The organism is Aminobacter sp. GW821-FHT11F06 (genome assembly GCF_058808215.1).
Genome location: NZ_JBXARL010000002.1, coordinates 120987 through 140407 on the forward strand (window position 1 = coordinate 120987; position 19421 = coordinate 140407).

At 63.1% G+C, this 19421-nt stretch carries 19 protein-coding genes; 9 read left to right on the forward strand and 10 right to left on the reverse strand.

Going from position 1 to position 19421, the window contains the following annotated elements:
- The first annotated feature begins 35 nt into the window (after positions 1-35).
- Positions 36-2369 carry a long-chain fatty acid--CoA ligase gene (locus AC1RTB_RS05010; RefSeq protein WP_492875304.1) on the forward strand — a complete coding sequence of 778 codons (2334 nt, stop codon included), beginning with the start codon at positions 36-38 and terminating at the stop codon, positions 2367-2369.
- A gap of 955 nt (positions 2370-3324) precedes the next feature.
- On the opposite strand, the gene AC1RTB_RS05015 is transcribed toward AC1RTB_RS05010, so the two are convergent.
- Both AC1RTB_RS05015 and AC1RTB_RS05020 read right to left on the reverse strand, forming a co-directional pair.
- A complete protein-coding gene (locus AC1RTB_RS05015; RefSeq protein WP_492875306.1) occupies positions 3325-3777 on the reverse strand; it encodes an SRPBCC family protein in 453 nt (150 codons plus the stop codon).
- A gap of 73 nt (positions 3778-3850) precedes the next feature.
- Complete coding sequence (locus tag AC1RTB_RS05020; RefSeq protein ID WP_492876320.1) at positions 3851-4588, reverse strand: class I SAM-dependent methyltransferase; 738 nt, start codon at positions 4586-4588, stop codon at positions 3851-3853.
- Between the two features lie 192 nt (positions 4589-4780).
- Between AC1RTB_RS05020 and AC1RTB_RS05025 the strand changes: the two genes are divergently transcribed.
- Positions 4781-6583, forward strand: coding sequence for an IlvD/Edd family dehydratase (locus tag AC1RTB_RS05025; RefSeq protein WP_492875308.1), 1803 nt, complete (start codon positions 4781-4783; stop codon positions 6581-6583).
- Positions 6584-6607: 24 nt separating this feature from the next.
- On the opposite strand, the gene AC1RTB_RS05030 is transcribed toward AC1RTB_RS05025, so the two are convergent.
- The 5 genes from AC1RTB_RS05030 to AC1RTB_RS05050 form a co-directional block, all read right to left on the reverse strand.
- Positions 6608-6853 (reverse strand): hypothetical protein, encoded by a 246-nt coding sequence (locus AC1RTB_RS05030; protein ID WP_492943796.1) that lies wholly within the window; start codon positions 6851-6853, stop codon positions 6608-6610.
- A gap of 42 nt (positions 6854-6895) precedes the next feature.
- Positions 6896-7666 (reverse strand): DUF899 domain-containing protein, encoded by a 771-nt coding sequence (locus AC1RTB_RS05035; RefSeq protein WP_492875312.1) that lies wholly within the window; start codon positions 7664-7666, stop codon positions 6896-6898.
- A gap of 72 nt (positions 7667-7738) precedes the next feature.
- Positions 7739-8185, reverse strand: coding sequence for a GFA family protein (locus tag AC1RTB_RS05040; RefSeq protein WP_492875314.1), 447 nt, complete (start codon positions 8183-8185; stop codon positions 7739-7741).
- Between the two features lie 110 nt (positions 8186-8295).
- The gene (locus AC1RTB_RS05045; RefSeq protein WP_492875316.1) at positions 8296-8763 is read right to left on the reverse strand and encodes an SRPBCC family protein; all 468 of its coding nucleotides are present in this window, start codon (positions 8761-8763) and stop codon (positions 8296-8298) included.
- Positions 8747-9106: an ArsR/SmtB family transcription factor gene (locus AC1RTB_RS05050; protein ID WP_492875318.1), complete on the reverse strand. Its 360-nt coding sequence runs from the start codon at positions 9104-9106 to the stop codon at positions 8747-8749. Before AC1RTB_RS05050 ends, AC1RTB_RS05045 begins: the two co-directional genes overlap by 17 nt.
- A gap of 152 nt (positions 9107-9258) precedes the next feature.
- On the opposite strand from AC1RTB_RS05050, the gene AC1RTB_RS05055 reads away from it, so the two are divergent.
- From AC1RTB_RS05055 to AC1RTB_RS05065, 3 genes are all read left to right on the forward strand, one after another.
- Positions 9259-9969, forward strand: coding sequence for a DUF6065 family protein (locus AC1RTB_RS05055; protein ID WP_492875320.1), 711 nt, complete (start codon positions 9259-9261; stop codon positions 9967-9969).
- A gap of 116 nt (positions 9970-10085) precedes the next feature.
- Entirely contained in the window at positions 10086-10484 is a 399-nt protein-coding gene (locus tag AC1RTB_RS05060) for a hypothetical protein (RefSeq protein WP_492875322.1), read from the forward strand.
- Between the two features lie 74 nt (positions 10485-10558).
- Positions 10559-10957 (forward strand): hypothetical protein, encoded by a 399-nt coding sequence (locus AC1RTB_RS05065; RefSeq protein ID WP_492876322.1) that lies wholly within the window; start codon positions 10559-10561, stop codon positions 10955-10957.
- Positions 10958-10964: 7 nt separating this feature from the next.
- Here AC1RTB_RS05065 and AC1RTB_RS05070 read toward each other — a convergent pair whose 3' ends face one another.
- Positions 10965-12554, reverse strand: a complete 1590-nt coding sequence (locus AC1RTB_RS05070; protein ID WP_492875324.1) for a trimethylamine methyltransferase family protein — start codon at positions 12552-12554, stop codon at positions 10965-10967.
- A gap of 182 nt (positions 12555-12736) precedes the next feature.
- On the reverse strand, positions 12737-14230 hold the full coding sequence (pdxR, locus tag AC1RTB_RS05075; protein WP_492875326.1) for a MocR-like pyridoxine biosynthesis transcription factor PdxR: 1494 nt from the start codon (positions 14228-14230) through the stop codon (positions 12737-12739).
- 250 nt (positions 14231-14480) lie between these two features.
- On the opposite strand from pdxR, the gene pgi reads away from it, so the two are divergent.
- From pgi to AC1RTB_RS05090, 3 genes are read left to right on the forward strand one after another with little or no spacing between them, the layout of a single operon-like run.
- Positions 14481-16124, forward strand: a complete 1644-nt coding sequence (gene pgi, locus AC1RTB_RS05080) for a glucose-6-phosphate isomerase (protein ID WP_492875328.1) — start codon at positions 14481-14483, stop codon at positions 16122-16124.
- A 5-nt stretch (positions 16125-16129) separates the two neighbouring features.
- Positions 16130-16843: an HAD family hydrolase gene (locus tag AC1RTB_RS05085; protein ID WP_492875330.1), complete on the forward strand. Its 714-nt coding sequence runs from the start codon at positions 16130-16132 to the stop codon at positions 16841-16843.
- Between the two features lie 27 nt (positions 16844-16870).
- Positions 16871-17335: a GNAT family N-acetyltransferase gene (locus AC1RTB_RS05090; protein ID WP_492875332.1), complete on the forward strand. Its 465-nt coding sequence runs from the start codon at positions 16871-16873 to the stop codon at positions 17333-17335.
- Positions 17336-17585: 250 nt separating this feature from the next.
- On the opposite strand, the gene AC1RTB_RS05095 is transcribed toward AC1RTB_RS05090, so the two are convergent.
- A complete protein-coding gene (locus AC1RTB_RS05095) occupies positions 17586-18761 on the reverse strand; it encodes an Mrp/NBP35 family ATP-binding protein (protein WP_492875334.1) in 1176 nt (391 codons plus the stop codon).
- A 219-nt stretch (positions 18762-18980) separates the two neighbouring features.
- On the opposite strand from AC1RTB_RS05095, the gene AC1RTB_RS05100 reads away from it, so the two are divergent.
- Positions 18981-19394 carry a VOC family protein gene (locus AC1RTB_RS05100; protein WP_492875336.1) on the forward strand — a complete coding sequence of 138 codons (414 nt, stop codon included), beginning with the start codon at positions 18981-18983 and terminating at the stop codon, positions 19392-19394.
- Positions 19395-19421: the final 27 nt, after the last annotated feature.

The following is a 19421-nucleotide window of genomic DNA, read 5'->3' on the forward strand; positions in this document are numbered from 1 at the left end:
CACAGCCGGAAACAAGAACATCGAGGGAGGTTGCATTGGCTAAATCCACCGGCAAGGCAGGTACGGCGCAGACCGCATCCAACAAGGCGGCGGCCCAGCCAGCCGACAAGGCAAAGTCCGAGACCAAGCCTGCCGTGAAGGCAGCGGCACCAAAGGCAGTGCCTGCCAAGACGAAAGCAGCACCGGTCAAGGCCAAAGCCACCCCCGCGCCCAAGCCTGTGGTCAAGGCCGACACCGCCAAGCCGGCAGCCAAGACACCGCCCCCCGCCAGGAAGTCCGAGGCGAAGCCCGCCGCGACTACTCCTAAACCCACTGCGAAAGCGAAGGCTGAGCCGTCAGCTCCGACCAAGGCAGCTGTCAGCAAGCCGGCGGCGGCGATTTCCGCCAAACCGGCAGCCAAAACGCCAGCGGCCAAGACCACGACCGCCAAAGCCAAGCCCGCTGCCGCCAAGGTTGCGGTCGCAAAGCCCAAGCCTGCGACCGCAGCTCCCGTGAAGGGCGAAGCTGCCAAGCCCGCGACCGCAAAGCCTGAAGCAAAGTCCACGCCGGCCAGGATCGCCGAAATGCCGAAGCCGGTTGCCAAGGCGAAGACCGCGGCTCCAGCCGCCAAGGCCAAGCCCGCCGCCAAGGCACCGGCGGCAAAGGCTGCACCGGCTGCACCGGCTGCAAACGCCGCACCTGCCAAGGCGGTGATCGTCAAGGCCGACGCCAGGCCCTGGCTGAAAAGCTATCCCGCCAACATGCCGGCCGAGATCGCGCCTTTGGCCTACAACTCCATCGGCGACCTGTTGAGCGAAGCCTGCCGTCAATATGCCGGCCGCCCCGCCTTTTCGTGCATGGGCAAGTCGCTGAGCTATGGCGAGCTCAACCGCCTGTCGACCGCCTTCGCCGCCTGGCTGCAGTCGAAAGGCTTGGCCAAGGGCGCGCGCGTGGCGATCATGATGCCCAACGTGCTGCAATATCCTGTCGCCATGATGGCGATCCTGCGTGCCGGCTACACCGTCGTGAACGTCAACCCGCTCTACACGCCGCGCGAGCTCGAATACCAGCTCAAGGACTCCGGTGCCGAAGCGATCATCATCCTCGAAAACTTCGCCACCACGCTCCAGGCGATCATTGCCAGGACCCACGTCAAGCACGTCGTCGTCGCCTCGATGGGCGAGATGCTCGGGCTCAAGGGCCTGCTGGTCAACCTTGTGGTGCGTCGGGTCAAGAAGCTGGTGCCGGCGTGGTCGCTGCCCGGCCACGTCAAGTTCCAGACAGCGCTGAACGAAGGCGCTGCCATGACCTTCAAGCCGGTCACGGTCAAAGCCGACGACGTCGCCTTCCTGCAATATACCGGCGGCACCACAGGCATCTCCAAGGGCGCGATGCTTGTCCACTCCAACGTGCTGGCCAATGTCGCCCAGCTCGCGCTGTGGGTGGAGGACGCCTACACCGTGCGGCCCAAGCCGCCGCATTTGACCTTCATCTGCGCGCTGCCGCTCTATCATATCTTCGCGCTCACGGTGAACGCGCTGATGGGCATGCAGCAGGGCGCGCTCAACGTCTTGATCCCCAATCCGCGCGACATCCCGGGCTTCGTCAAGGAACTGAAGAAGTTCAAGTTCAACATCTTCCCCGGCCTCAACACGCTGTTCAACGCGCTGACCAATAATGAGGAATTCCGCAAGCTCGACTTCTCCGGGCTGATGCTCAGCCTTGGCGGCGGCATGGCCGTGCAGAGGCCTGTCGCCGAGCGCTGGAAGAAGGCGACGGGCAACCACATCACCGAAGGCTACGGCCTGTCGGAAACCTCGCCGGTGGCAACCGCCAACAAGTGCAGCTCGCCCGATTTCACCGGCACCATCGGCCTGCCCCTGCCCTCGACCGACATCGCCATCCGCGACGAGGACGACAATGATTTGCCGCTCGGCGAGGTCGGCGAGATCTGCATCAAGGGCCCGCAAGTGATGGCTGGCTACTGGAACCGCGCCGACGAGACCGCCAAGGTGATGACCGCCGACGGCTACTTCAAGTCTGGCGACATGGGCTTCATGGACGCGCGCGGCTTCACCAAGATCGTCGACCGCAAGAAGGACATGATCCTGGTCTCGGGCTTCAACGTCTATCCCAACGAGCTCGAAGACGTCGTCGCCCAGCATCCCGGCGTGCTCGAAGTCGCTGCCATCGGCGTGCCGGACGAGCATTCGGGCGAAGTGCCAAAACTGTTCGTGGTGCGCAAGGACCCCAATCTGACGGTCGAGGCGCTGATCGCCTACTGCCGCGAAAACCTGACCGGCTACAAGCGGCCGAAATACATCGAGTTCCGCACCGAACTGCCGAAGACCAATGTCGGCAAGATTCTGAGGCGGGAACTGAGGGGGTAAGGCGCAGCTCTATCGCGATGAACAAGCGGCCACCGTGGGGAGCTTCTCCACTGTGGCCGATTTTTTGTGGCCTTCGGTTTGGGTCCTCCCTCCACGTCGCGATCCTTCGCACCCCCCTCTGGCCTGCCGGCCATCTCCCCCTCAAGGGGGGAGATTAGTCACGTCCGCGACGGTGCTCATCCTGCAAGTTCGCAAGAAATCAGCGTGCAAAGTCAGCGTGCAAAGTTGGTGATTAGCTGGGGCGCCGATGGCGGCGTGATCTCCCTCCTTGTGGGGGAGATGGCCGGCAGGCCAGAGGGGGGTGCGAAGGAATGAGGCGTTCCAGAACTGTCCTTTGAACGCGCAACCGCTGTCACCATCTGTCAGCAATCACCGTGGATAGCCGGCCCCTGTTTCTCCACGCCCTCTCCACCTCCCGTATCATTCACCTCGCGTTCTTCCACGGGACCCCGGTGCGCACCGGGCATCGGGGGGAAGCGCCGGTGCCGGGCTGGCAGGGGGTCGGTTCTCCTGCTGGGTGATGAGCCCCCAAGCCCAGGCCTTGCGGCGGCTGGCGGCGCGAAAGCGTTGAGGCGACTGAGCGGGGCAAGAACACCGGGCGGGGCGCGAGGTTCGCGCCACATAATAACTAATCGGACGGCACGGCCTCGCGCCCCGCTTCCCGAACCACCTCCTGCAAGGGAGTGCTCTTTGACAATGGCCAGACCGGAAACGGGGCGTGGCGGTGAAGAAGTGTGTCAGCCCCACCGAAAGGGCGAGACGTGCGCGATTTTGCCTTCTCCCCTTGTGGGAGAAGGTGGCCGAGCGAAGCGAGGTCGGATGAGGGGTGTTGGAAGAAACGCGAGGTCGCAAAGGAGCCTCTGGATGGCGTATAATCAGAGATGCTACACTCCGGCCAGCACCCCTCATCCGCCCCTTTGGGGCACCTTCTCCCGCAAGGGGAGAAGGCAAGACTTCAGGCGCCCCCGACCTTCTCGCCAAAAGTCGAAAAAAACTGCCCGGCGAGCTTCTTCGAGGTCGAGGTGATCAGGCGGCTGCCGAGCTGGGCGATCTTGCCGCCGACATCGGCCTTGGCCTCATATTTGAGGATCGTCGTATCAGGCCCGTCCTCGGTCAGCGTGACATCGGCGCCGCCCTTGGCAAAGCCGGCGATGCCGCCCTTGCCTTCGCCTGTGATGGTGTAGGAATGCGGCGGGTTGAGGTTTTTCAGCGTCACCTCGCCGGTGAAGGTCGCCTTGATCGGTCCGATCTTGAGCACCACCTTGGCGGCCATCTCGGTCGGCGAACTCATCTCCAGGCTCTCGCAGCCGGGAATGCTCTCTTTCAGGATTTCGGGATCGTTGAGCGCCTTCCACACCACGTCGATGGGGGCGGCGATCTTCTCTTCGCCTTCGATCACCAGGGCCATGCGCAATCCTCCCGAATTCCGATGCTTGAGGGGTAACGCAGCGTCCAGCGATTGTCCATCACACCGGCGGCGGTCAGGCCTTGTGGCCGATCGGGATGATTTCGCTGGCATCAGGCGCATAAAGCGCGCCTTGCCAGCTGCCGAGCCAGCGGTCGACCACGAGTCCGGCCTCGGCCATCATCGCGGCGAGCGGCTCCTTCTCGGCAAAGGCGATGCGCGATTGCGCGTGGAAGCGCTGCCCGGTGGCCGGCACACGGTAAAACGTATCGTAGGTGACGATGCCGGTGGCCTCGTCGCGAACGGCGTCGTTCCAGGCCTCGACCGTGCCGTGGGCCGGATGCTCGACGCTGCGCCGCGAATCCTCGGGACCCCAGCTTTGCCATTCGTTTGCCTGCGGATTGCGCGTGTCGAAGATGAAACGGCCGCCCGGCGCGAGATGGGCGGCGATGGTGTCGAGTGCTGCCCGCTGATCGTCGGCCGTCAGGAACACCTGGAAGGCGTGGCCGGTCAAAAGCACAAGGTCAAAGCTTTTGCCAAGGCGCAGCGAACGCGCGTCGCCCTCGACCCATTCGACACGGTCGCCGCCGGGGCGTTTGCGGGCGACATCGAGCATCGCCGCAGCCGGATCGGCGCCGGTGACGGCGCGGCCGGGCGACAGCATCACCGTCAGCGCGCCAGTGCCGCAGCCGAGATCGAGTACACTCCGGGCCTCGCCGGCAAATTTTAGGCAAAAATCGACGTCGTCGCCGCCATCGTTCTCGAGGTCGTAGAACTGGACAAGCTCGGGGTCGATATAGAGGCGGTCGTCGATCAAGGCACTGGCCCTCATGTCATTGGCGGCGTTTTCATAGCATCGCAGCGCTTCAAGAACAGCCCTGTTTGGCAAGGCCAAAGCCCATTCGAAGGCCGTGTGATCACGTGTCCACCGGGCCACGCCTTCGCCGCCCTTGCAGCGATTCGGTCCTTGCCATAACGATGCGGATCCGGATTTCGGGAGGAATTTATGGCCGGCACTAAGACGACGAAGAAGCTCCGTTCGCAGGAGTGGTTCGACAATCCCGACAATCCCGGCATGACCGCGCTGTATCTCGAGCGCTACCTGAATTTTGGCCTGACGCGCGAAGAGCTGCAGTCGGGCAAGCCGCTGATCGGCATCGCCCAGACCGGCTCCGACCTGTCGCCGTGCAACCGCCACCACATCGAACTGGCCAAGCGCGTGCGCGAAGGCATCATCGCAGCCGGTGGCGTGCCGTTCGAATTTCCCTGCCATCCGATCCAGGAAACCGGCAAGCGCCCGACCGCCGCGCTCGACCGCAACCTCGCCTATCTCAGCCTCGTCGAGGTGCTCTACGGCTACCCGCTCGACGGCGTGGTGCTGACCATCGGCTGCGACAAGACCACGCCAGCGCTGCTGATGGCGGCTGCCACCGTCAACATCCCGGCGATCGCCTTGTCGGTCGGGCCGATGCTCAATGGCTGGCACAAGGGCGAGCGTACCGGCTCAGGCACCATCGTGTGGAAATCGCGTGAAAGGCTGTCTGCCGGCGAGATCGACTACGACCAGTTCATGGACATCGTCGCGTCTTCGGCGCCCTCGGTCGGCTATTGCAACACCATGGGCACGGCAACGACGATGAACAGCCTGGCCGAGGCGCTCGGCATGCAACTGCCCGGCTCGGCGGCGATCCCCGCACCTTATCGCGAGCGCGGCCAGATCTCCTACGAGACGGGAAAACGCATCGTCGACATGGTGCGCGAGGATCTGAAGCCATCCGACATCATGACGCGCGAAGCCTTCGAAAACGCCATCGTCGTCAATTCGGCGATCGGCGGATCGACCAACGCGCCGATCCATCTCAACGCCATCGCCCGCCATCTCGGCGTGCCGCTCGATAATGACGACTGGCAGAAGATCGGCCACCATGTGCCGCTGCTGGTCAATCTGCAGCCGGCCGGCGAGTATCTCGGCGAGGATTATCACCATGCCGGCGGCGTGCCTGCCGTCGTCGCCGAATTGATGAAGGCGGGGCTCTTGCCGCATCCCGATGCTGCCACCGTCAATGGCAAGACCATGGGCGAGAACTGTGGTGCGGCGGAAAACCACGATGAAAAGGTCATCCGCACGGTCGCCGACCCGCTGAAGAAAGATGCCGGCTTCATCAATCTCAAGGGCAACCTGTTCGACAGCGCGATCATGAAGACCAGCGTGATCTCGAAAGAGTTCCGCGACCGCTACCTGTCGAACCCCAGCGACCCCGAAGCCTTCGAAGGCACCGCCAAAGTGTTCGACGGGCCGGAGGATTATCACGCCCGCATCGACGACCCAGCCGAGAATATCGACGAGAACACGGTGCTGTTCATGCGCGGTGCAGGCCCCGTCGGCTATCCCGGCGGCGCGGAAGTCGTCAACATGCAGCCGCCCGCCTATCTGCTCAAGCGCGGCATCCACTCGCTGCCTTGCATCGGCGACGGCCGCCAATCGGGCACGTCGGGTTCGCCCTCGATCCTCAACGCCTCGCCGGAAGCCGCCGTCGGCGGCGGGCTGGCGCTGCTGAAATCGGGCGACCGGGTGCGCATCGACCTGAAGAAGGGCACCGCCGACATTCTGGTCACCGACGACGAGATCACCCGTCGCCGCGCCGAACTGCAAAATGATGGCGGCTACCACTACCCGGCACACCAGACGCCATGGCAGGAGATCCAGCGCGGCATGGTCGACCAGCTGTCGGAAGGCATGGTGCTGAAGCCAGCGGTGAAATACCAGCGCATAGCCCAGACCAAGGGCATCCCGCGCGACAATCACTGAGATACCGAAGCGCAGGGCTTTCGATCAATTCAGCCTCGATATCTGCTGCTCGTCGCCAACAGACGTGCCATCACAGATCGGCTGGGCCCAGATCTCAGCCAGGATGGTGCGCCGATGGATATCAGCGCGTTCGGCGTAGTGCTGAAAATGCTGCGTGGCAGTGGCCGCCCCCACACCAAGAACCAGGGCCGCGGCAAATGCCGCAGCCCATCGCACCCCGCGATGCCAAGCTGACGCCGCATTCATCACGCGGCGCCAAGCGGCAATCATGGCGATGACCAGCGCTCCAAGGGCGCAGCACATCGACGTCGCTCAACCGTGCTTGCCGCAGCCGCAATCGGCCGGGTGATAGCGGCCAGTGGGCTCGACCATGCCACCCTTGCCATACATGTCGTGTGGCCGCACCCAGCTCGCCAGGTTGTTGAAAGGCCCCGCTTCGTTGCGGCCCTTGGGCATGACATCGAGAAAGCCATAGGCTCCGAGGAATTGCTCGGCGCCACGCCCGAAGGTCGAATAGGTATGGTAGATCTGGCCGTCATCGTCCTTGTAGAAGACGCTGTCGCCGGACAGATCCTCGATCTCGAAGTCGAACGGCGCGAAGTTGTAGACCGCCCGCTTCGCCGCAAGCTGCTCGGGCGTGTAGGAGACATTGAAGTCGTAGTTGAAGTCGCTGTCGAAGGACGAGACGAAGCGCGCCTGCCAGCCCATGCGGGCCTTGAGCGCCTCGACTTCGGCGAGCGGCGCCCGCGCCACGGCGACATAGGTGACATCGTGATTTTCGAGATGGACGAGCACGCTGTCGGCGTTGTCGAGTTCGAACGAGCAGCCGACGCAATGGTGCTGCTGGCCAGGGCCCATCATGAAATGCTTGATGAACAACTGGCTGCGGCCGTCGAAGAGATCGGACAGCGACATCTCTCCCGAGGGGGTGTCGAAGACATAATCCTTTTCGATTTTCACCCAGGGCAGCGCGCGCCGCTCGGCGCTCAACTGATCACGCGCTCTGGTCATTGCTTTTTCCTTGGCCAGCAGGGCTACGCGCGCGGCCAGCCATTCGTCTCGTGACACGATTTCATGCTGCATCATGCTCTCCATCGTTGGACTTTCGCCGGCAGCACCATTGCGGCCGGCACACTGCAATGACTGAGCCGGCGCTCACATATAGGCCGTCTGGGCCGGCGGCTTGTCCCAGGCGTCGTTGCGGCCGTCCTCATAGGTGATCGGAACAGCGGCGAGTTCTTCACGTGCAACGTCATCGAGACAGGCGAGGTTGATGGCGACGAAATCGCCGCCCATCGGCTCGAAGCTGGCGGTCGCGAAGGGACGGACACCGCAGTGGCTGCAGAAGGTGTGGCGGATGGCGCGCTCGCCGAAGCGGTATTCGGTCAGCATCCCGGCGCCCTCGGTCACGCGGAAGGCGGCCGGACGGGCGAAGGCTTTCCAGAACCGTGTCTTGGCGCACCACGAACAGTTGCAGCGGAAGCTGGACCTCCACCACACGCCATCAAGTTCGGGTTTGGAACGCTGGCCGTGCGGTGCAAGGTCGAGTTCACACTCGAACCGTACCGCCCCGCAATGGCAGCTACCGCGATAAGTCTTCAACGTCGTCTTCTCCAAGGCATGACGCATCGATCCGAAAATCGATTGAGATCTTCGGCAAGCGCTGGTCAAAATGTGCAAGTCGGCTGGCGCCCGTGCGGGTCGCGCGTTTTTCAGATCACCGGGCGGCCAGCGAGGGCGTCGACCAGGCGATCGAGGCATTCGCCCCAGCCACCCATGTGCGAGTCGCGTGTTTCGATGTCGGCGAACGGCTCCTGCCGGAAAGTCAGCCGCGTAGCCGTGCCTTCAGCGCGGAGCGTCACCGTCACCAGCGTCTCCCAGGCCGGGTCGTGGTCCCAGGCGAAGGTGAAGACGATCTTTTCGTTCTCGACGATCTCGCGGAAAGTGCCAGTCATGCCGTCGTGATGGTCGTTGGGGCCGTGGATGAGCAGGTGATAGCGACCGCCCTTGCGGAATTCGAGCTTCTCGCAAGTCGAGGTAAAGCCCTTCGGCCCCCACCAGCGAGTCAGATGTTCCGGGCTCGACCACATCTTGAAGACAAGGGCGGGCGGTGCGTCGAAGACGCGCGAAATTTCGAGGAAAAGCGGCTCTGCGGCCACGGTGCTAGTTCTTGCGGTCATCGGGTCCTCCCTTGGGTTGAGCGGTCTGCAATTCCTTGAGGTAATCACCCATGCGGTCGAAGCTGGCATCCCAGAAGCGGCGGTAATGCTCGACCCAGTTGGCGATGTCCTTGAGTGGCCCGGCCTCCAGCCGGCACGGCCGCCACTGTGCCTCGCGGCCACGGCTGATCAGTCCGGCGCGCTCCAGCACCTTAAGGTGACGTGAGATGGCCGGCAGGCTCATCGCGAAGGGTTCGGCGAGTTCGTTGACTGTCGCCTCGCCAAGCGCCAGCCGCGCGAGAATGGCGCGCCGCGTCGGATCGGCGAGCGAAGAGAAGGTGGCGCTGAGGCGATCGTCGGTCATTTATTTAGCAATCATGTTAATTAACATATCAGTTAATTACAGCCGGCGAACTTCACTGTCAAGCGCAGGCTGCTGAATGCGCCAGGCAAAGGCCATCTCATGGAATAGACCTCGCGCCTGCGCGTTCTCCTGCCATCACGCAGGAGAAAAAGATGTTTCCATTTTCGCCGAAGCCGCCCTCGATCCGCTTTTTGTGCCGCCCGGAGGATGACGGCGTCATCCCGCCGCCCGTGCCGGCCAAGACGTTCCTGCCCGACTGGTTCCGCAAATTGCCCGCCGTCGACCCGACGACGCTTTCGACCGGGGACAGCGGTCTCACCATCAAACGCTGCATGCCGTTTCTCGATGCGATGACGGCTGGCTGGATCATCAGGCTCGCCGCCACGGTACGCATGGAAATCACTGACGGCGGCAAGACGGTAAACTCTGCCTGGGATTTCGACCGCACGCTGGTCAGCAATCACGGTGCGCACCAGGTCGCGGGCAATCCGCGCCAGCCGGCGCCGCCGTGCAAGTTCCACAACTACTGGAGTGTGCGCACACCACCCGGCTGGAGCTGCCTGTTCGTGCAGCCGCTGAACCGGCCGAACGGCATTTTCGAACTGGTGTCGGGCATTGTCGATACCGACACCTATACGGCGGAAATCCATTTTCCGTTCTTTGCGACCGGAACCGACGGTCTGCACATCATCGAAAAAGGCGCGCCGCTGGTGCAGGTCATCCCGTTCGAGCGCAAGGCGCTTGAACTGACCGCCGACATCCGAGCCGAGCGCAAGGACGAAGAGCATGACCGTCGCCGCGTCTTCCGCAACACCATCGCGTCCGACGGCTGGTATCGCAAGATCGCCCGGGCGCCACGCTGACAAAAGCCCCAAACGCAAAGGGCCGGTGGAATTCCACCGGCCCTTCAGCTTGATGATGCCCTGCCCGCGATCAGTCGTCGTCGGAAGATGAGTTCGACGAACTGTTCGAACTCGAGTTGGACGAGGAATTCGAGCTGGAATTGGACGACGAGTTGGAGCTCGAATTGCTCGACGAATTGGACGAGCTGTTGGAGCTCGAGTTGTTCGACGAGTTCGACGAACGGTTGGAACTCGAATTGTCCGAAGAATTGGACGAGCGGTTGCTGCTCGAATTCGACCAGCCATTGCGCCCGTTCGATTTCTTGCCGCCCGAAACGACTGACTTGAAGAATTTCGAAATATCGTCGTCGGCCATTGCAGGTGTCTGCGTGGCAGGTGCTGCGACAAGCAGTGCACCAAGGATGGCGAGGATCTTTTTCATCTGTCATCTCCTATTCGGCAATCTTGCTGATTGCCTTGGAGGAACGGGAGACGTTTGGATCTATTCCATAAGCGGCAGAAATATCGGCCGATGAAGGTGTCCGCCGGCGGTCGCCCTTTGTATTCCGTTCCGAACCACCTAACTGGTTGGGAAACGGACAGGGACATGATGGCCAGACGACGTTCTTCCCTTGGATTTCTCGGCATGTTCGGCCGCTCGGGCGATCTGCGCGAGTTGGACGCGGCCTTGCGCGGCGTCGACCTGCATCCGGCACTGGTGCCGGAAGGTGTGAAACTCACCATCGTCAATCTGATGAAGGATCACTGGCCCGAGGAACCGCCTTCACACGCCTATCCGCCGGTGGCGCAGCTGTTTGGCTATTGCATCGCCGGGCCGGAAGCGTTCGAGCGGGCCAACGGCCGCGACTATATGGAGCAAGCCGAGCAACGGATCGAGGCAGCGCTGCAAGCCGGTGATGGTTTCGACGCCGAGATCGTATTGCTTGCGCTGCATGCCAAGCTAATCAACCCCGAGGTGGTCGAGCGTTTCGGGCTGAGCGCGGACTGAACGGCCCCTACCCGCCCATGCCGCCGCGCGGCAATTTGATCAGTTCGCCAAAGCGGGCGCGCAGTTTGTCGTCGGTGGTTTTTGCAACATGGCGCGGAAAACGTTCGGCCAGGATGCGTTTTTTCTCTGATATCGCCTTGCCCAGCAGATCGGGCTTGCCCTTTTCGATCCACTCCTTGGGCGAGAAACGGTCGGCAACGGCGGGGTAGAAATACTCTGTCTGCATCAGCCTGAGCGTCTGCTCATTTCCGAGATAATGGCCGGGGCCGTTGAGGCAGACTTCCGAGATCGTGTCGATCGACAGTGCAGCGTCGGTGACCTCGATGCCGCGCACGCAGCGCAGGCACTGGCCCAGCATGTCGTTGTCGATGATCAGGCTTTCCAGGCAAAAGCCGAGCAGCGAGGCATGCATGCCGGCGGACTCATAGACCAGATTGAGGCCGGAAAGGCCGGCCATGACGTTGGTGATGCCCTTCTCGTAGCCTGACTGGATGTCGGGCAGCTTGGAGTCGGCCATGCCGGCGGCGGAGCCACCGGGCAGATCGTAGAACTGGGCCATCTGGGCGCAGGCCGCTGTCAGCAGTGCCTGTTCGGCCGAGCCGCCCGACATGGCGCCGGTGCGCAGGTCCGAGACAAACGGCCAGGTGCCGAAGATCGCGGGGTGGCCGGGCTTGAGCGCGTTGACATAGACGAGGCCGGCAAGCACCTCGGCCACCGCCTGGACCACCGCTCCGGCAATCGCCGCCGGCGCGGTCGCTCCGGCCTGGCCGGCAGAGAGCAGCAGGATCGGGATGCCGCCATCAACGCAGGCTTCGAGCACGCCGCAGGCATCCTCGGCGAATTTCATCGGCGGCACGACGAAACAGTTGGAATTGGACACGAACGGCCGGGCCCTGAAATTCTCCTCACCGCCGGCAATTTCGTAGAGCATCTCCAAGGCCGGGGCGACGTTCTCGCGCACGGTAAAGCTGGTGCCGACATGCTTCGACGTGCCCGACACGCAGGCGTAGAGCGTGTTGAAATCCATTTCGAGCGGGTCGGGGATGTCGCGCGGCACCATCGGGCGCTGGAAGAAGTGGATGTTGTCGAGCCCATCGACGATGCGGGCGGCGTCGTAAATGTCCTGCAGCAGGCTTTCGCGGTATTCGCGCTTTTCGACATCGACAAGATGCACGGCTGCACCGGCCGTGCCGTAGTGCACGCGCTTGCCCTGGATCAGCATATCGTGCCTGGGGTCCTGGCCGCAGAGCGTGAAGTTGCGGGCGGCGTTCTTGATGGTGGAAAGCACAAGCTCGCGCGGGAAGCGGATGCGGCCATCTTCGCTGTGCGTCGCGCCAACCCGGGTCAGCGCTTCGATGCAGCTTGGAATGGCGTTGGCGAAGCCGACGGTTTCAAGCAGGGTCAGCACCGCTTCGTGGATGCGTTCGAGGTCGTTTGGCGCCAATGCCTTGAAGCTGCCGCCTTCAAGGCCAGCGCGGATGGGGCGGATGTCGTCGGCAAGGGGTGCCGCGCGCATCGCCCGCCTGGCCTCCCGGCCACCGGATCGGCGCGAGCGTTGCTCTGCCGACAGGTCATGGCTTTCGATGGCATGCGACATGCAAGTCCTCCGAATTTTCTGTGAGGCTGGCCCGCAGTGATTATGCCACCGTCGTTCAGCCTCGTTCCCTTTGCGCGACTATGCCGTGTCCATTGGCCCAGACTATGGGCCAGCGGATTTCGCCGGATATGCCAGAGCGCTGATATAAGCCGGCGGCACGGAGGCGCCGCCGGCGAAAGGAACTATGCGGCCGCGGGGCGGCGCCCGGCGGCGGTCGCCAGTTCGCGGATTCCAGGCTCGATGTGCTGCAGCGCAATCGAGGAAATGCCCAGCCGCATGAAGCGGGTGGGCTTGTCGGAATGCTCGAAGAAGCGCTCGCCCGGCTCGATGATGACGCTGCGCGCGGCGGCTGCCGCCGCGAGCCCGCGCGAGTCGGTGCCGCGCGGCCCTTCGAGCCACAAGGACGTGCCGCCGGCGGAGTCGGTCGACTGCCAGTCTGGCAGGAAAGCCGAAAGCGCGTGGACCAATCGCTTGCGCCTCTCGCCGAAGGCAGTGGACAAGCGGCGCACCAGCGCCTCGTGGTGGCCGAGCGACAGGAACAGCGCGACAGCGCGCTGGTTGTTGGCCGGCGGGTGGCGCAGCATGAAGCGGCGCAGTGCGCGCAGCTCGGAGATCAATCCGGCAGAAGCGACGATGTAGCCAAGGCGCAGGCCAGGCGCGAGCGTCTTCGACATCGAGCCGACATAAACGACGCGGCCCGAACGATCGAGGCTCTTCAATGCCTGCTGCGGCGCCTCGTCGAGCAATTGGCTGTCATAACCGTCCTCGATGATGATCTGGTTGTTGCGCGTGGCACGGGCCAGAAGGTCCTGCCGGCGCTCGGCACTGAGCGGCACCATTGTCGGGCACTGGTGGCTTGGCGTGACGAAGACAAAACCGGCATCCGACGGGATCGCCGAGGTGACGATGCCGGAATGATCGACAGGAACCGGCTCGATGTCAGCACCGGCAAGCCGGAAGATCGAGCGCGCATCCGGGTAACCAGGGTCTTCCATCGCGACCTTGGAGCCCTTGGTCATCAACAGCGTGGCCAGCATATAGAGCGCGTTCTGTGCGCCCAGCGTGACGATGATCTCGTCGGGATTGGCAAAGATGCCGCGACGCGGCAGCAGGCGCGCCTGGATCTGCTCGATCAAAAGCGGGTCGTCGCGGTCGACCATGTCGGCCGCCCAGTTGCGGATTTCGAGCACAGCCAGCGCCATGCGGTTGCACTCGCGCCATTCGGCGGTGGGAAACAGCGTCGGGTCGAACTGGCCGTAGACGAAGGGGTAGGACGACTTGATCCAGTTCTCGAGCTTGGCGGGCGGCGGCATGTCGGACGCTGCGATCTTGCGGCGCGCCTTCCAATCGATTTCATTGGCCTGGTCGGGGCTCTTCTGCTGCGGCTTGGCGGGCGTTGCCAGCACTTCGGGATTGACGAAGTGCCCCCGGCGCTCGCGCGCCACGAGGAAACCCTGATCGACAAGCTGCTGGAAGGCCAGCACCACGGTGCCGCGCGCCACACCGAGCTTTTCGGCGAGGATGCGGCAGGAAGGAAGCGGCATCGAAGCTGCGATCTGGCGGTCGAGAATGGCGGCGACGATCGCCTGCCTGATCTGGGCCTGGAGCGTCTGACCTGATTCCGCCGAAATCCGGAACAAGCCTGACCAGATCGCCGTGTCGTTTCGCTGTGGCATGGAACTCTTCCCGCATGTCCAGTCGTTTTGACTTTGCTGGACCATAGAAAGCTATCCTTGGTACAAGCGGTTGCACCAATCAATTTTTCTAATCCTATAGATTTGTGCCAGTGAACCTTTCCAGCATCGGTTGCAAACGGAGGCAATTGAACCGATTGAAATTTGGAACGATAGTCCGCCACGACGCCTCTCAATGAGTCCCAAGGTCTGTTAGGATGATGCCAACAGCTCACATTCCCGGAGTTCCCAGATGATCGACCAACCCTTTCATGCGGCGTTGACCGCGCTGCGCAACCATCATCAGGACGCGCCGAAGAATTTGCGCGCGGCATTTGCCTCCGACCCGAAGCGGTTCCAGCATTTTTCGGCTGTAGACGGCGACCTGTTGTTCGACTGGTCCAAATGCGCCGTCGACGCCACCACCATGGCGCTGCTTGAGAAGCTGGCACAGACTGTCGATCTCGCCGGCAAGCGCGCGGCGATGTTTGCGGGCGCGCGCATCAATGTCACCGAGGATCGCGCCGTGCTGCACACGGCATTGCGCAACCCTGTGGGCGCACCTGTCATGCTCGATGGCCATGACGTGACGGTGGATGTGCATGCCGTGCTCGGCGCCATGGCGGCGTTTGCCGACGACATCCGTTCGGGCAAGGCTGCGGGCGCTACCGGCAAGAAGATCACCGACATCGTCAATATCGGCATCGGCGGTTCCGACCTCGGTCCGGCGATGGCGACGCTGGCGCTGGCGCCCTATCACGACGGGCCGCGCGCGCATTTTGTCTCCAACATCGACGGCGCCCATATCCACGACACGCTGAAGGACCTCGACGCAGGGACCACGCTGTTCATCGTCGCGTCCAAGACCTTCACCACCGTCGAGACCATGACCAATGCGGCGACCGCACGGCGCTGGGTCGAAGAGAAACTTGGCGCCAAGGCTGTGGGCAGCCATTTCGCGGCGGTCTCGACAGCGCTCGACAAGGTCGCGGCCTTCGGCATCGAGCCGGATCGTGTTTTCGGCTTTTGGGACTGGGTCGGCGGCCGTTATTCCCTGTGGTCGGCGATTGGCCTGCCGATCATGATCGCCATTGGCCCCAAGAATTTTCGCGATTTCCTCGCCGGCGCGCATGCCATGGACCAGCATTTTGTCACGGCACCACTGCTGAAGAACATTCCGGTGCTGATGGGGCTGGTCGGTTTCTGGCACCGGGCGATCTGCAATTACCCGGCGCGCGCGGTCATCCCTTACGACCAGCGCCTGTCGCGGCTGCCGGCCTATCTGCAGCAGCTCGATATGGAATCGAACGGCAAGAGCGTGACGCTTTCCGGCGGTGGCGTGGTGACGCCGACCGGCCCGCTGGTCTGGGGCGAACCCGGCACCAACGGCCAGCACGCCTTCTTCCAGCTGCTGCACCAGGGCACCGACTTCATCCCGGTCGAGTTCCTGGCGGCCGCCGAGGGCCATGAGCCCGACCTTCAGGAGCACCACGATCTTTTGCTCGCCAATTGCCTGGCGCAATCGGAAGCGCTGATGAAAGGCCGCACGCTGGAAGAAGCGCGGCGGCAGATGCTGACCAAGGGCATCAAATCAGAAGAGGTCGACAAGATCGCGCCGCATCGCGTTTTCTCGGGCAACCGCCCGTCGGTCACCCTCCTTTACCGCAAGCTCGATCCGCATATGCTTGGCCGGCTGATCGCGCTCTACGAGCATCGCGTCTTCGTCGAAGCGCAGCTGTTCGGCATCAACGCCTTCGACCAATGGGGCGTGGAACTGGGCAAGGAACTGGCCACCGGGCTGTTGCCTGTCGTGGATGGGCGAGAAAATGCCGCGCGTCACGACTCCTCGACAGCCGGCCTCGTGGAGCATATCCACCGCCTGAGAGCAGGGGAGTAGTCATATTGCGGGGCATCAAGGGCATACTTTTCGACAAGGACGGAACCCTTGTCGATTTCCAGGCGACGTGGTTCGCCATCGGCGAAATGATGGCGCTGAAGGCAGCCGACGGCGACAAGGCACGCGCCAACGCGCTGATGGAATCAGCCGGTTACGATTTTGAGGCGCATGGCTTCCGCGCCGATTCGGTGTTCGCAGCCGGCACCAACGCCGATATCGTGGCGCTGTGGTATCCCGACGCCGGCAATGACGAGCGGGCCGCACTGGTCAAGGTTTTCGACCAGGTGTCGGCCGAACAGGGTTCGGCGAAGGCCGTGCCCCTGCCCGGCAGCAAGGACGCACTGGCAAGCCTGCATAGTGCTGGCTTCCGACTCGGTGTCGCCACCAACGATTCGACCAGCGGGGCGGAAAAGACGCTGTTGACCCTTGGCGTCGCGCAGATGTTCGAGGCCGCCTATGGCTATGACGCTGTCGCCAACCCGAAGCCGGCGCCCGATTCGATCCATGCCTTTTCCGATCTCACCGGGCTGAAGCCGTCGGAGATCGCCATGGTCGGGGACAATCGCCACGACCTCGAAATGGCCCGCGCCGGCGGTGCAGGTCTCGCGATTGCCGTGCTTTCAGGCACCGGCACGCGCGAGTCGCTGACGCCGATGGCCGACGTGGTGCTCGATTCGATCGCCGACCTGCCAGCCTATCTCGCGGCCAACAACCGATAGAGCGAGCCGGGGCTGCGGGGGGACGTCATGCCATCCGAACTCACCATTCGCCGGGCAACCCGAAAGGACCTGCCTGAGCTTGTTCAGCTCTACCGGCACCTCGTATCAGGCGACGAGCCACTGGATGATGAGAAGGCCGGCCTGATCTGGGACCGGTTCTCGCGCATCGAGGGCGGCTCGATATTTCTCGGCGTGCGCGATGGGGCGCTCGTTGCCACTTGCACGCTGGTGGTCATTCCGAACTTCATCCGCAGCGGCGCGTCCTACGCGCTGATCGAGAATGTGGTGACCCATGCCGATTTTCGGGGGGCAGGCTACGGCAAGTCGGTGTTGCGCGCAGCCGTGGAGGCTGCGTGGTCGCTCGGCTGCTACAAGGTGATGCTGCTGACAGGCTCGAAAGACCCGGCAACCCTGGGCTTTTACGACAATGCGGGGTTTGCGCGGACCAAGACAGGTTTTGAGATGCGGCGGCTGCCGGCGCGGGAGAGCTGAGGCGCGGCAGGGTAGCGATCCTTCGCACCCCCCTCTGTCCTACCGGACATCTCCCCCTCAAGGGGGGAGATTGGCAGCTTCGCTCTGCTTGCCAGTCCTGCAATATTGACGATTGGCGAAAGCCGATGTGACAGCTGATCTCCCCCCTTGAGGGGGAGATGTCCGGCAGGACAGAGGGGGGTGGGAAGGAACTCCACCTCAAGGCAGTCACACCCCGCAACGTGCGCGACTGAACGACGCGACTGAGTCCCTACTCAAACACGATGGTCGGTACAGCCGCTTCGGCAGCACCCTGCTCTTCCTGCAGCCGCTCCCAGACCTTGGTGGCGATGTCGCGGTAGATTTTGGCTTCGGCGCCGTCCGGTTTCGACACCACGACAGGCGTGCCGGCGTCCGAGCTTTCGCGGATGCCCATTTCGAGCGGCACTTCGCCAAGGAAGGTCACGCCGAGGCGCTCGGCTTCCTTGCGGGCGCCGCCATGGCCGAAGATGTCGTAGCGCTTGCCGGTGTCGGGGGCGATGAAATAGCTCATGTTCTCGACGATGCCGAGCAGCGGCACGTCGACCTTCTTGAACATGTTCAAACCCTTGCGGGCGTCGATCAGGGCCAGGTCCTGCGGGGTCGAGACGATGACGGCACCTGCCAGCGGCACCTGCTGGGCCATGGTCAGCTGGGCGTCGCCGGTGCCGGGCGGCATGTCGACGACGAGCACGTCGAGCGGACCCCATTCGACCTCGCGCAGCATCTGGGTCAGAGCCGACATGACCATCGGGCCACGCCAGATCATCGGCGTCTCCTCATCGACGAGGAAGCCCATCGACATGACCTTGAGGCCGTAATTGCCCATCGGCTTCAGGATCTTGCCGTCGACCGTCTCGGGCCGGCCATGGATGTTGAGCAGACGCGGCATGGACGGGCCGTAGATGTCGGCATCAAGCACGCCGACCTTGAGGCCAATCGCCTGGAGGCCAAGCGCGATGTTGACGGCGGTGGTCGACTTGCCGACGCCGCCCTTGCCCGAGGCGACCGCGATGATTGCTGATATACCCGGAACGCCGCGTTTGCCCTGGCTGTGCGAGGCCGGCGCATGCTGTGCAGGACGCGCGGCCGGTGCGGCGGCTGCTGCCGGACGCGGCGGTGCTGGGCGCTGCGGTACGGGAGCCTCCATGCCACCACCCTTTTTCTCGGCGGTCAGGGCAACGACAGCCCCGGTGACGCCGGGGATGGCCTTGACGACACGCTCGGCGGCGGCGCGCAGCGGCTCCATTTCCTGGGCGCGGGCAGCAGGAACTGTGATCGAGAAGAACACCTTGCCGTCAGCGATAAAAATGTCGGACAGAAGTCCGAGATCGACGATGTTGCCTGAGAAATCCGGGCCGTTGACCGTCTTGAGACGCTCCAGAACGGTTTCTTTGGTGACTGTCATTTGGGCCCTGCCTTACTGCTCCACTACGCCACTGAGATAGTGCAGTTTGCCGCAAGAACCAAGCTACCTGATACGGCGGCCCGGCCCTGGCCTAATGGGCAAGCGCACCAATCGCCCCATATTGGATCGATGAAAGAAAATCCGCGCAAGCATGTCGGCTGAGCGCTGCCTGCTTCGTCCTTGGGGTAGACCGCAAGCAAAACACCATGGAGAACTGACATGAAATTCGTCAATTACCTCTTCTTCAATGGCAACACCCGCGAGGCTTTCGAGTTCTACGCCAAGGTCTTCGATGGCAAGATCGTGGGCTTGCTCACCCACCGCGAAACGCCCGCCACCAAGGAAGTTTCGGAGGAGTGGCAAGACAAGATCATCAACGCCCAGCTCGTCATCGGCGACCAGATGCTGATGGCCTCGGATTCTCCGCCGCAATACCGCACGGAAATGTCGGGCTTTTCGGTGTCGGTCGACTTGGGCGACCTCGCCAAGGCCGAACGCGTCTTCAACGCGCTCGCCGATGGCGGCACGGTCAACATGCCGTTCAGCCCGACCTTCTGGGCCAAGGGTTTCGGCATGGTGAAGGACAAGTTCGGCACGCCCTGGATGATCAGCAGCGGCAACGCCGGCGAATAAATTCAAACAAGCGGATCACGAGGAACC